Here is an 11,691-nt window from a genome sequence, read left to right as displayed (position 1 = left end):
GTCCGGATCCGACGCCGGCGACCGCCCGGCGACCCGGCGCAAGGGCGGGGCCGCGCCGGCGATCCGGCAGGTTCCCCCCGGACCCCGCGAGGCCGGGCGCCCGGCCGTCGCGCGCACTCGTTCGGCGCCGGCGCCGATCCTGGCGATGCCCGAGAATTGATGCATAGTCGTCACCCGCGGCGGAGCGGGGCTAGGATGCGCGTCGGCCACAAGATCTTCCTGGTCGGCGGCCTGCCGATCACCATCGCGGCCCTGATCGCGCTCGCGGGCTGGCTGCTTCTCGCCCAGGCCGGGACGGCCCGCGACGGGGCGGTGCTGGCCGGCGCGATCTACCGCACCCTGACCCTGTCGATGACCGTCCGGGACGAGTTCCTGGCGGCCCGCCCGGTCGAGCGCACCGACCATGCCGAACGCTTCGCCCGCCTCACTGCCGAATCCGCCGGCTCCCTCGACGACCTGCGCGGCTACGCCCGCACGCCCGGTCAGGCGGCCCGCATCGAGGCCGCCCGGGCCGCTCTGAAGGATTCGATCGACCAGATGCAGGCGCTGGTGCGGATCACCCGGGAGAATGACGGGTTGATCGCCGACATGGCGGCCCGCGCCGACGCCCTGGTGAGCCTCGCCGACCAGGCCCGGGACCGGCAGCGCGCCGCCAATGCCGATCTCGTCGCCTCCCTCACCGACAAGGCCGCCGCCCTGCGCCGGGTCCGGGACGTCGTGAGCGCCGTCAACGCCCTGCGGGCGCAGGTGGCGCAGACCGAGATCGAGGCCTTTCGCGCGAGCGATGCCCGTCCGGCCGCCATGCGTGCCTCGATGGTCCGTCTGTCGATGGTCCATGTCCGCAACGCCGCCCGCGACCTCGCCGTCGCCCTGAAGGACGACCGGCGCGGGATGGAGGCTGAGGAACTCCTGATCCTCACCGCCGCCTACGAGGCCTGGCGCGAGACCGAGGAGCCGCATCTCGCCGTCCTCGGTGGCGCGGCACCCGAGCGCGCGCCCCTGACGTCTCCCCCGCCCTCGGTCGTCAACGTCCTCGACGAATGGTGCGAGCGGGTGCTCAAGATCGACGGCTCGGCCCAGCGCTCGCTGCACGACGAGGTGGCGCAGCTCCTCGCCTACGCGGTCCGCGCCAACGAGACCGAGCAGGCGACGCAGAACATCGCGCTCGCCACTCTCAAGCTCGGCCAGCGCACCGCCGAGGCCCTGCGCCGGCGCGACATCCCGGCGGCGGCGGCGATGCTGGAGGACGGGCGGCGCCTGTCCGAGACCGCCGCCGCCCTGCCGATCTCGCCGCTGATCCAGGGCGAGATGATCGAGGCCATCGACGGCTGGCGCGAGCGCCTCGGCACCACGGTCGAGGGCCTGCGCCGGCAGAACGAGGGGCTCGCGGCGATGGACGGCCTCGCCGCGGTGATCGGCGAGACCGCCCGCAGCCTCAACCAGGTCTTCATCGACGATGCCGACCGCCTCGGCACCTTCCTGGTGCGCGTGCTGGTGATCGGCGCCGGGGTCGGCCTGGTGCTCGGCTCGACGGTCGGCCTGGCGGCGGCGGCCTCGATCACCGGGCCCCTGCGTCAGCTCCAGCGCAGCATGCTGGCGCTCGCCGCCGATCCCGGCGGGCGGGTGCTGGGGGGGGCGGTCCTGGCGGGCGAGGTCGAGCGCCGGCGCGACGAACTCGGCGACATGGCCCGGGCGACCGCGATGTTCGTCGACGAGATCGGGCGGCGCGAGCGCGCCCTCCTCCGGGCCAAGGAAGAGGCGGACCGGACGCTCGCCGCCTTGCGCCAGACCCAGTCCGACCTGATCCAGGCCGAGAAGCTCGCCTCCCTGGGCCAGCTCGTCGCCGGGGTGGCGCACGAGATCAACACGCCGCTGGGCATCGCGCTCACTACCGCGACCCTGATGGGGGACGAGGCGCGGGATTTCGGCGCGCTCGCCGCGGCGGGCCAGCTCTCGCGCTCGCGCCTGACCCGCTTCGTCGACCGGATGCGCGAGGGCTCGCACCTGCTCACCGCGAACCTCACCCGGGCGGCGGATCTCGTCCAGAGCTTCAAGCAGGTCGCCGTCGACCGGGTGAGCGACGAGCAGCGCCGCTTCCCCCTGCGCGCCTGGCTCGCCGAGCTGATGCGCAGCCTCGGCCCGCTCCTGCGCCGGGGCGGGCACCGCCTCGATCTCGAGGTCGATCTCGACGGGGAGGAGATCGAGGTCGACACCCATCCGGGCGCGCTCGCCCAGGTCGTCACCAACCTGGTCAAGAACGCGGTGGTGCACGCCTTCACTGAGGGCGTCCTCCCCCGGGGGGAGCCGGGCCGCATCGTGGTGGCGCTCTCCCGCGACGGGTCCCGCGACGAGCCTTGGCTGCGCCTGGAGGTACGCGACGACGGCCGGGGCATCGCGGCGGAGGACCGGGAGCGGATCTTTGACCCGTTCTTCACCACCGCCCGGCACCGCGGCAGCTCGGGGCTGGGCCTGCACATCGTCTTCAACCTCGTCACCGGCCAGCTGCAGGGCCGCATCGCCGTCGAGAGCGAGCCCGGGCGCGGCACCGTGGTGCGGGTCGAGTTCCCGGCCCGTCTCGCCCCGGCGGCGGAGGCCGTTCCGACGATCCGGTAGGGCGGCCTGCGGCGTGTGGGCGAGCGTGGCTCAAGGGCCGATGCGAGTCGCACGTCATTCAGGAGAGTGACGCCGCGCCGTGGCGCTTTCGAAGTCTGGCCGTTCGGTGTGTACTCGCCGACCTGGACCGGCCGCACGGCGCCGCCGCCGCTTGCGAGGGATCGACGCCCGTGACGAATCGACGAAGCGGTGGGGTTCTGCGCGGAGCGAGGCTGTCTCGGGCGGCGGGGCTCGCCGCCCTCCTGCTCCTCGGCCCGCCGGCCACCGCCCGGACGCTGGTGTTCTGCTCCGAGGGCAACCCGGAATCGCTCAACCCGCAACTCGTGACCACGACGACCGGGATGGATGCGGCCTGGCCGGTCTTCGACACGCTGGTGGCGTTCGAGCCCGGCACCACCACGATCCGGCCGAGCCTCGCCGAATCCTGGACGGTCTCGCCGGACGGGCGCAGCTACACCTTCACCCTGCGTTCCGGCGTCCCCTTCCACCGCAATGCCCGGTTCCGTCCGAGCCGGCCGCTCGCCGCCGAGGACGTGGTGTTCTCGATCTCCCGGCAATGGCGGGAGGATCACCCGTTCCACGGCGTCTCGGGCGGGCATTACGCCTATTTCCGCGATCTCGGCCTGCCCGACCTGATCGAGGCCGTCGAGGCCGTGGATGCCCGTACGGTGCGGGTGCGCCTGCGCGAGGCCGACGCCACCTTCCTGCCGAACATCGCCATGACGCTCGGCGCCGTGCAATCGGCGGAATACGCCGCGACGCTCGCGGCGGCCGGCGAGGCCGAGCGCTTCGACCGCGAGCCGATCGGCACCGGCCCGTTCAGCTTCGCGGCGTACCAGCCCGACGTCGCGTTGCGCTACCGCGCCTTCCCGGAGCACTGGGGCGGGCGCCCGCCGATCGACAGCCTGGTCTTCTCGATCACCCCGAACGCGGCGGTGCGCCTCGCCAAGGTCCGGGCCGGCGAGTGCCACCTGATGCCGTTCCCCAACCCCGCCGACCTCGACGCGATCCAGGCCGATCCGGCGCTGACGCTGATGCGGGAGGAGGAGCTGAACGTCGGCTACCTCGCCCTCAACGTCACGCGCCCGCCCTTCGACGACCTGCGGGTGCGCCGCGCCGTCGCGATGGCGATCGACAAGGCGGCGATCGTCGCGGGCGTCTACGGGCCGGGCGGCACGGTCGCCCGCTCGCCCCTGCCGCCGAACCTGTGGGGGCACGACCCGGCCCTCGCCGACCCGCCCCTCGACCGGCCGGCGGCGCAGCGGCTCCTCGCCGAAGCCGGCTTCCCCTCCGGCTTCGAGGCCGAGCTGTGGTACCCGCCGGTGAGCCGGGCCTACAACCCGAACGGCCGGCGCGTCGCCGACATGATCCAGGCCGACCTCGCCCGGATCGGCATCAGGTTGCGCCTCCTGACCGACGACTGGGCCGCCTACCGGGCCAAGATGCTGGCCGGCGTGCCGGCGATGGCCCTGTTCGGCTGGACCGCCGACAACGGCGACCCCGACAACTTTCTCGGCGTCCTCCTCGCCTGCGCGCCGGCCCGGCCCGGCGGCAGCAATGTCGCGCGCTGGTGCGATCCCGCCTTCGACGCCCTGGTGACCCGGGCCCGGCGCCTGCCGGACCAGGAGGCCCGGGCGGCGCTCTACCGGGAGGCGCAAGGCATCGTCCGGCGCGAGGTGCCCTGGGTGCCGATCGCCCATTCGGCGGTGTTCGTGGCGGCGCGCCGGGAGGTCACCGGCTACCGCATGGATCCCCTCGGCCGGCACCTGTTCCGCGGTGTCGGCCTGCGCGGCCCCGAGGCCGGCCCGGGCCCGGGGAGCCCCCCTCAGGGCGCCGCCGGCCGGGTGCCGTAGGCCTCCGCCATCGTGTCGATCGCCGCGAGCTTGGCGTGGTAGGCCGACCAGTCGTCGCCCTCGGCGATCGGCGCCCACAGGGCCTCGACCTCGTCGATCAGCATCGTGCAGGGCGTCGCTCGCGCGAAATACGGGTGGTCGAGCCGGATGGCGGGATCGGGCGAGAGGGCGGCGAGCGCCTGGCGCACCCGGGCAAACCCCTCGCCGGCGTAATGCGCGGCGGCCGGGCTGCGGGCGGCGCGGTCCCGGCTCGCCAGGCCCCCGTACCAGTCGAAGAAGACCTGCTCGAACGGCGCCCGGCTCGTCTGCAAAAAGGCCCAGAACGCACCGACGAGGGCGTGCATCGCCGCTTCGTCGTCCGGCCGTGCGAGGCCGAGCCGGCGCAGGATCGCGTCGGCGAAGGCGTCCTGGAGCGCCGGACCGTAGACGTCCATGGCCGCCCCGAGCCTGGCCTCGTCGGAGAGCGGCAGCAGGCACTCGGCGAGCCTGGCGAGGTTCCAGCCCAGGGCCTCCGGCTGGCGGCCGAAGGCGTAGAGGCCGTACTCGTCGAAATAGGCCGCGGTGAAGCCCGGATCGTTGACCGGGGCGAAGCGCCACGGGCCGTAATCGAAGCTTTCGCCCGTCACGTTGATGTTGTCGGTGTTGAGCACCCCGTGCACGAAGCCGGCGGCCATCCACTGCGCGCCCATCCGGGCGACGCGCCGGCAGACATCGGCGAGGAAGGTTGCGGCCCGGTCGGCCGGGTCGTCGCGCCAGGCCTCCGGCCGGTAGGTCGCGATCGTATGGTCGAGGAGGCGCAGGAGGTTGGCCGTGTCGTCGTAGGCGCGGAAGCGCTGGAAGGTGCCGATGCGGATATGCGAGTGGCTGAGGCGCACCAGCACCGCCGAGCGCGTCGGCGACGGCTCGTCGCCGCGCACCAGCGCTTCCCCGGTCTCGACCAGGCTGAATGACTTCGAGGTCTCGACGCCGAGCGCCTCCAGCATCGTGGTGGCGAGCACCTCGCGCACCCCGCCCTTGAGGGTCAGGCGGCCGTCGGCGGTGCGCGACCAGGGCGTGCGCCCGCTGCCCTTGGTGCCGAGATCGAGCAGGCGCCCGTCGGCGAGATCGTGGAGTTGCGCGAACAGGAAGCCGCGGCCGTCGCCGATCTCCGGGTTGTAGCTGCGGAACTGGTGGCCGTGGTAGCGCAGGGCCAGCGGCTCGGGAAAGCTGCCGGGGAGCGGCACGAAGCGGCCGAAATGCGCGATCCACTCCTCGTCGGTCAGAGAATCGAGGCCGACCCGCGCGGCCCAGGGCCGGTTGCGGTGGCGCAGGATGTGGGCCGGGAAGCGGGCCGCCGCCACCACGTCGTAGAAATCGGGCCCGAGATCGGCGTGGCGGCGCGACGGGCGGTACGGGGTGGCCGGCATCGGAACCTCGACGAAGGTTAAATGGAGCCGGGCCGGCCCCGGTGGGGAGGTCGGCCGGAGCGGTCGGTGGCGCAACGCGCCGTTCGTCACCGGGGGTCCCGGCCGTCGGAAAACGCTCCGAATCAGGAGCTTCGGGTGCCCCTGGGGCAGCGTTCGGCCTTCGTGCCACGAGGCTTGCACGGGTGCCACACTGGTGCGGGAAGGACACGGGGAAAAGGTGCCGAATCGGGCTGTCAATCCGCTTCGCGACGTGAGAAAGTAACCCTCGTCATCGTCACACGTGGCAGATCCGCCTTGCGGGACGGTCTGAGTTGCGTCAGGAGTGTGGCGGTCATCTTGGTCACCGCAACCGGGAATGGAACGATCTCGAGGCGTCCGCTGTCAGGCACAGAGCGCACCGGGGTACAAGGGTGGTCGGCGGTTTTTACGTTTTGGCGAGCTTCTAATGGGACGTGGTCGTGATTTCAGGGAGCCGCGCCGTCGCGGCTTCGACGAGGGTGGTGGCGAGCCGCGGTGGCCTGATCAGGCCCCGCAGGGCAGCGGCTACGGCGGTGGCTATGGTGGCGGCGGTGGCGGTGGCTACGGCGGCGGTGGTGGCGGTTACGGCGGCGGCGGCTTCGGCGGCGGCGGCGGTGGCTTCGACCGCGGCGGCCCGCGCAGCGCTGCCCCGTCCGGGCCGGAGCGTGACGCGACGGTCAAGTGGTTCAACAAGGAGAAGGGCTTTGGCTTCGTCGAGCTCGGCGACGGCTCGGGCGACGCCTTCCTCCACATTCGCGCCGTCGAGGCGGCTGGTCACGCCGATCTGATGCCGGGCACCCGCCTGAGCGTCCAGACCGCGCAGGGCCAGAAGGGCCCGCAGGTGACCAACATCACCAGCGTCGACACCAGCACGGCCGAGGCTCCGGTCCGTCGCGATCCCCGTCCCCCGCGCAGCGGCGGCTTCGGTGGTGGCTTCGGCGACCGTCCCGAGCGTGGCGCCGGCGGCGGTGGCCGCTTCGCCTCCGGTCCCTCGACCGAGATGACCGGCACCGTGAAGTGGTACGATCCGGCCAAGGGCTTCGGCTTCGTGTCGGTGAACGACGGCGGCAAGGATGTCTTCATCCACCGCTCGGCGCTCGCCCGCGCCGGCCTCGAGTCCCTCGCTGAGGGCCAGCCCGTCACCATGGGCGTGGTCGAAGGCATGAAGGGCCGCGAGGCTCAGAGCATCAGCGTCGACTGATCCTCGGTGCAACTCAGCACGGATGATCGACTGATACGGATGGAGCGGTGGCCCTTGGCCGCCGCTCCTTTCCGTTTGCGCGCCGTTCTGGCAGGGCTCGCCCTGGCGGGCATCCTCGCCACGCCGGCGGCGGCCGAGGACTTCACCGGCTTCTATGCCGGGATCAACGCCGGCTACGGCTGGAGCAGGGAACGGAATGCCGGCGCCGCGCCGCCCGGCGCACCCCTCCCCGCCTGGGACCGGCCGCGGGAGGCCGACGGCCTGCCGCCGAGCGCCGCCCGGGCCGCGGACCGCAACCCGTTCCTGTCCGGCTCCAAGGGCGGCACGCGCTGAGGCTCGACGCCGGGCGCGGGGCGGTCAGGGCGCGTCGCGCGGACCGGTGTATTGCTTCAGGATCGCGATCTCCGCGACAGGCGCCGGCCACAGGACGATCCGGTAATGGTCCCGGCCGTCGAGCCCGTCCGGGTCGATCGTGGCGAGGCCGCCATGGGCGGTCCGCACCCGGTAGGTTCCGGGCGGAACGGAGAGGATGTCGACCGACCCGCCCGTGCATTCGTGGATCTCGAGCCGGCCGGAGGGAAGGGCGAGGCTCGCTTCGGCGACGTGGTCCCACCGGTCCAGGTCGAGGGGCGGCGCCGTCCGCACCACCTCGATCGCGACGGGGACCTCCGTGTTCCGCTCGGGCTGGATGACGACCACGAAGGGCGCCGCCTTGATCCGGCGCACCGTATCGGCGTCCGTGTAGTCCGTCGGCGCGTCCGGGCGCACCCCGTGATCCCACAGATAGATTTGATGATAGTCGGCGAAGATGCGGTAGTGCCGGCTCATGGCGCCCCCGGTCGCTGAACGGCGGGGACGGTCACCGCGACGACGCCACCCCGCGCGAGCCGTCACGAATCGGGATCGTCCGCCGAAAAAATGCTGTAGGGCGACGCGGTCGCGCGGCAAGCGGAAGCGTGCGGAACGGCCGTGCTTGTGGCATGGTGGCCGCCGAACCCAACCGGGCTCGGGACCCCTCACGATGACCACCGTTCACGACGTCACCCCGGACCAGCTGCGCGGGCTGGAAGCCGCCGGCGAGGCCGCGCTCAATGCCGCGCTCGGCCGCCTGCCGGCCCACGAGCGCGAGGCCTACTGGGCCTCGGTGCGCCGGGCCTACAACGCGCCCTACAACGATGCGGTGAAGAAGCCGCGGGCCGCGGAAGCACGGGCGGTCTGAGAACCGCTTCTGCGGAGAGCCCGGGCGCCGGCTGTGCGGCGTGGCGCCCCCTTCCCGTCCGCGACGGGCCGGACGATCGTTTCGAGCGGCTTGCGACAGGCCAGGGCGGCCCCGCCCGAGAGCGGCATCCGGCGCGCCGTCGAACCCCGTGGAGACACGTCCGCACGGCCCGCGCTCCAAACCGGTCAGGCGCGGGATCTCCCTCGCGGATCGGAGAGGTCTCCCGCGCCTGACTGGTTCTTCTTGACGGCCTCCCGTGGAGGACATGTCGGAGCAGGGCGTATCGGCGGGTGCACCGGGCACCCGCCGCCGGCCCTGCTCGGCCGGTCTTACTGGACCAAGGCTTGCTTGATCCAGGCTTGATTGGCCTGCCTCACTTCGCCTTCTTGGCGCGCTCGATGCCCTCGAGGATCAGGCGCTGCGCCTCGGCCTTGTCGCCCCAGCGCACGATCTTCACCCACTTGCCGGGCTCCAGATCCTTGTAGTGCTCGAAGAAGTGCTGGATCTGGTGGATCGTGATGTCGGGCAGGTCGGTGTAGTTCTCGACCCGGTCGTAGCGCTTGGTCAGGTTGCGCGACGGAACGGCGATGATCTTCTCGTCCTCGCCGGCATTGTCCTCCATCACCAGCACGCCGACCGGGCGCACGCTCATCACCGCGCCCGGGACGATCGCCCGGGTGTTGGCGACGAGGACGTCGCACGGGTCGCCGTCGCCCGACAGGGTGTGGGGAATGAAGCCGTAGTTCCCCGGGTAATGCATCGCGGTGTAGAGGAACCGGTCGACGATCAGCGTCCCGGCATCCTTGTCCATCTCGTACTTGATCGGCTCGCCGCCGACTGGAACCTCGATGACGACGTTGACGTCTTCGGGCGGGTTCTTGCCGATGGAGATGGCATCGAGGCGCATGAGCAGACTCCCAGCAAGGGCGGATGCGCCCCTGAATGGCGCGGTCCTTAGAGGGCCGCGGGCGCCCGCACAAGCGCCGGGACGCAACGGCGGCTGTGACAGTCGAGGACAAGGTCCCGTCCGGCCACGCTTGCCGCGAAAACCGGCCTGAACGGGCCGTTTGTTGCGGCTGAGCACGCGGTGTGCAGATGACGGCCGGCGGCGACCAAACGAGAGGCAGGGCGGGGTATCCGCCCCCGCCGTCAGCCGAACAGGTAGGCGACCTTGGGCAGGTCGGCGCCCGCGACCCGGTCGCAGGCCTCGGCGACGACGCGCCCGCCCATCCGCTCGTAGAAGTCCCGCGCCCGGTGGTTCTCGGTGAGCGACCAGACCGCGATCCGGCGCACCTCCCGGTCGGCGAGATCGTTGCGCACCGCCCGGAACAGCCGCGTGCCGAAGCCGAGGCCCTGGTAGTTCGGCGAGAGATAGATCTCGTCGATCTCGCCCTCGGCCTTGAGGGCCCGGTCGCGGCAGCGCCCGTAGGAGACGTAGCCGATGACGCTCTCGCCGATCTCGAGGACCACGAGCGGGCGGCTGCGCCCGATGGTGGAGCGCCACCAGCGCGGGCCGCGCCGGGCGAGCATCCGGTCGAGGGCGACGCCGGGAATGATGCCCTGGTAGGCCTCGCGCCAGGCCGCGTCGAAGATCTCCGACAGCATCCCGGCATCCTGCTCACGGGCCCTGCGAATGCTGATGACCTGAGTGCTCACGGCCTTCCCCCTCGATTCTTAGCCGACGGATCGCGTTCCCACGATGCGGGGGAGCCGTCGCAAGCGCAATGCCAGGCTTGTACGCCGGCTCATCGAACGACCGGTCGTTGCGGCCGGGTCACGCGGCTGGTAGAGCGGCCTCCTGCTTGCCCGCGCGAAGCGCGTTCTTCCGTTCCAGCCAGGCGCCCTCCCCTTCGTGCTCAACCGCTTCCTCCCGCCCGAGACCCGCTACGCCCGCCGCATGGCCCGCATCGCCCGCTGGGAGCAGCCGATCGCCGGACCGGGCGGGCGCCTGCGCGCCTGGGCCAACATGCTGCTCGTCGATCACGGCGTCTTCCGCCTGGCCTATCTCAACCGCCACCGGATCGGCCGCGGGATGGTCTGGCGCTCGGCCCAGCCGGGCCCGCACGACCTCGCCTGGTTCCGGCGCCAGGGCGTGCGCACGATCATCTCGCTGCGCGGCGGGCGCGAGCACGGCTCCTGGCAGCTCCAGCGCGAGGCCTGCGAGCGCGAGGGCCTCGCCCTCGTCGAGTTCGTGATGCGCTCGCGCGAGGCACCCGACAAGGCGACGCTGCTCGCCGCCAAGGACTTCTTCGCCGGCCTCGCCTATCCGGCGGTGCTGCACTGCAAGTCCGGCGCCGACCGGGCGGGTCTCGCCGCCGCCCTCTACCTGATCCTGCACGAGGGCCGGCCGGTGCGCGAGGCGGCCCGCCAGCTCTCGGCGAAGTTCGGCCATTTCCGCTTCGCCAAGACCGGCATCCTCGACGCGTTCTTCGAGCGCTACCTGACCGAGGGCGAGCCGAAGGGCCTGAGCTTCCTCGACTGGGTCGAGCACCATTACGATCCCGAGGCGCTCAAGCGCGACTTCCGCGCGGGCGTGTGGTCGGACCTGTTGGTGGACCGGCTGCTGCGGCGGGAGTGAAGGAGCGTCCGTTAGGGGGCGGAGACGGGTTGAAATTCCGCGCCCGATCGGCATATCTGCCTTATCGGGGATTGATCGCCTGAGCGGTTCTCCGCAACAGCCCCGGACCGCCGGATGTGCGAAGCCACGACCGGTCCACGCGCAACGCGAGATATCCAAGTGTTCTGGCGAGTGATTGCCCCGCTCTCTTTGCGAGACGCGGGGCTTTTCATGTCTAGCGGCGCGCTCGTGGTCTGATCACCTCGCCCCGGTAGATCTTGGCGCACAGAATCGGAAAACTGATCTTGGTGGTACCTGCCAGCACCTGGCGACGGTCGGCAACTGGATATGCACTCTCGACAAACATGAGCAGGTCGGCGGAATGCTCCTGAGACGCTCGGCGAAGATTGAAGTACATCGGATACTGTCGTCCGTCTTCCATGGCGATATTTGCGATGTAGACGTAATTTCGATCGGTCGGCGTCAGATGGACAGCCGCTGATGGTAGATTATCGACGATACCAGGCAATCGAAAAGAAAGGTGGTGTCGTTCTGCGTCGTAGGCACGGCGCTGCTTGTGGTCCATGATCAGCTGCGAAGCGGCGTGGAGACCATCTTTGAATTTGCATGTAAAGCAGTGATTTGAGAAACGAATCTTGATTTGCAGCTCGCGCGATAGCTTCTGGGAAGAAAGGATCAGCGTACGAGGTTCCAAATGGGCAAGATCGAGGGTCACGCCATCGATCGTATGAGTGAAGTAGGCCATCTCCCGCCTGTGGTAAAACGGCTGGACGGCGCTGTGCAAGAGAAGCCGATCGTGTTCG

The 11,691-nt window shown here is 71.2% G+C and carries 11 protein-coding genes; 6 read left to right on the top strand and 5 right to left on the bottom strand.

The window, feature by feature from the left end; all coding sequences use genetic code 11:
* Positions 1 to 195: 195 nt before the first annotated feature.
* On the top strand, positions 196 to 2,613 hold the full coding sequence (locus tag QR78_RS15570) for a sensor histidine kinase (protein ID WP_048428452.1): 2,418 nt from the start codon (positions 196 to 198) through the stop codon (positions 2,611 to 2,613).
* A 170-nt stretch (positions 2,614 to 2,783) separates the two neighbouring features.
* Positions 2,784 to 4,466: an ABC transporter substrate-binding protein gene (locus QR78_RS15565; protein ID WP_082171906.1), complete on the top strand. Its 1,683-nt coding sequence runs from the start codon at positions 2,784 to 2,786 to the stop codon at positions 4,464 to 4,466.
* Here the strand turns inward: QR78_RS15565 and QR78_RS15560 are convergent.
* Positions 4,439 to 5,872 carry a protein adenylyltransferase SelO gene (locus tag QR78_RS15560; RefSeq protein ID WP_082171907.1) on the bottom strand — a complete coding sequence of 478 codons (1,434 nt, stop codon included), beginning with the start codon at positions 5,870 to 5,872 and terminating at the stop codon, positions 4,439 to 4,441. The two genes, QR78_RS15565 and QR78_RS15560, sit on opposite strands and share 28 nt — an antisense overlap.
* 445 nt (positions 5,873 to 6,317) lie before the next feature.
* Between QR78_RS15560 and QR78_RS36500 the strand changes: the two genes are divergently transcribed.
* Positions 6,318 to 7,091, top strand: a complete 774-nt coding sequence (locus QR78_RS36500; protein WP_048428451.1) for a cold-shock protein — start codon at positions 6,318 to 6,320, stop codon at positions 7,089 to 7,091.
* Positions 7,092 to 7,145: 54 nt separating this feature from the next.
* Entirely contained in the window at positions 7,146 to 7,424 is a 279-nt protein-coding gene (locus QR78_RS15550; RefSeq protein WP_244276480.1) for a hypothetical protein, read from the top strand.
* A 24-nt stretch (positions 7,425 to 7,448) separates the two neighbouring features.
* Here the strand turns inward: QR78_RS15550 and QR78_RS15545 are convergent, their stop codons facing one another.
* On the bottom strand, positions 7,449 to 7,919 hold the full coding sequence (locus QR78_RS15545; protein ID WP_048428449.1) for a hypothetical protein: 471 nt from the start codon (positions 7,917 to 7,919) through the stop codon (positions 7,449 to 7,451).
* Positions 7,920 to 8,112: 193 nt separating this feature from the next.
* Between QR78_RS15545 and QR78_RS15540 the strand changes: the two genes are divergently transcribed.
* Positions 8,113 to 8,310, top strand: coding sequence for a hypothetical protein (locus tag QR78_RS15540; RefSeq protein ID WP_048428448.1), 198 nt, complete (start codon positions 8,113 to 8,115; stop codon positions 8,308 to 8,310).
* 373 nt (positions 8,311 to 8,683) lie between these two features.
* Here QR78_RS15540 and ppa read toward each other — a convergent pair whose 3' ends face one another.
* Together ppa and QR78_RS15530 are read right to left on the bottom strand one after the other, a co-directional pair.
* Entirely contained in the window at positions 8,684 to 9,217 is a 534-nt protein-coding gene (ppa, locus tag QR78_RS15535) for an inorganic diphosphatase (RefSeq protein ID WP_048428447.1), read from the bottom strand.
* 242 nt (positions 9,218 to 9,459) lie between these two features.
* A complete protein-coding gene (locus QR78_RS15530) occupies positions 9,460 to 9,966 on the bottom strand; it encodes a GNAT family N-acetyltransferase (RefSeq protein ID WP_048428446.1) in 507 nt (168 codons plus the stop codon).
* A 196-nt stretch (positions 9,967 to 10,162) separates the two neighbouring features.
* Between QR78_RS15530 and QR78_RS15525 the strand changes: the two genes are divergently transcribed.
* Positions 10,163 to 10,888, top strand: a complete 726-nt coding sequence (locus QR78_RS15525) for a fused DSP-PTPase phosphatase/NAD kinase-like protein (protein WP_048428445.1) — start codon at positions 10,163 to 10,165, stop codon at positions 10,886 to 10,888.
* A 214-nt stretch (positions 10,889 to 11,102) separates the two neighbouring features.
* On the opposite strand, the gene QR78_RS34185 is transcribed toward QR78_RS15525, so the two are convergent.
* Complete coding sequence (locus QR78_RS34185; protein ID WP_158004046.1) at positions 11,103 to 11,633, bottom strand: hypothetical protein; 531 nt, start codon at positions 11,631 to 11,633, stop codon at positions 11,103 to 11,105.
* Positions 11,634 to 11,691 lie beyond the last annotated feature (58 nt).

The sequence above is a fragment of the Methylobacterium indicum genome (assembly GCF_001043895.1).
Taxonomy (GTDB): domain Bacteria; phylum Pseudomonadota; class Alphaproteobacteria; order Rhizobiales; family Beijerinckiaceae; genus Methylobacterium; species Methylobacterium indicum.
Note: the sequence above shows the minus strand (reverse complement) of the source record. Positions and strands in the feature narration are given on the sequence as shown.

Excerpts from the sequence above, each read along its gene's own strand:
- QR78_RS15570 (WP_048428452.1), top strand. The coding sequence starts at position 196 with ATGCGCGTCGGCCACAAGATCTTCCTGGTCGGCGGCCTGCCGATCACC.
- QR78_RS15560 (WP_082171907.1), bottom strand. The coding sequence starts at position 5,872 with ATGCCGGCCACCCCGTACCGCCCGTCGCGCCGCCACGCCGATCTCGGG.
- QR78_RS36500 (WP_048428451.1), top strand. The coding sequence starts at position 6,318 with ATGGGACGTGGTCGTGATTTCAGGGAGCCGCGCCGTCGCGGCTTCGAC.
- QR78_RS15545 (WP_048428449.1), bottom strand. The coding sequence starts at position 7,919 with ATGAGCCGGCACTACCGCATCTTCGCCGACTATCATCAAATCTATCTG.
- QR78_RS15540 (WP_048428448.1), top strand. The coding sequence starts at position 8,113 with ATGACCACCGTTCACGACGTCACCCCGGACCAGCTGCGCGGGCTGGAA.
- ppa (WP_048428447.1), bottom strand. The coding sequence starts at position 9,217 with ATGCGCCTCGATGCCATCTCCATCGGCAAGAACCCGCCCGAAGACGTC.
- QR78_RS34185 (WP_158004046.1), bottom strand. The coding sequence starts at position 11,633 with ATGGCCTACTTCACTCATACGATCGATGGCGTGACCCTCGATCTTGCC.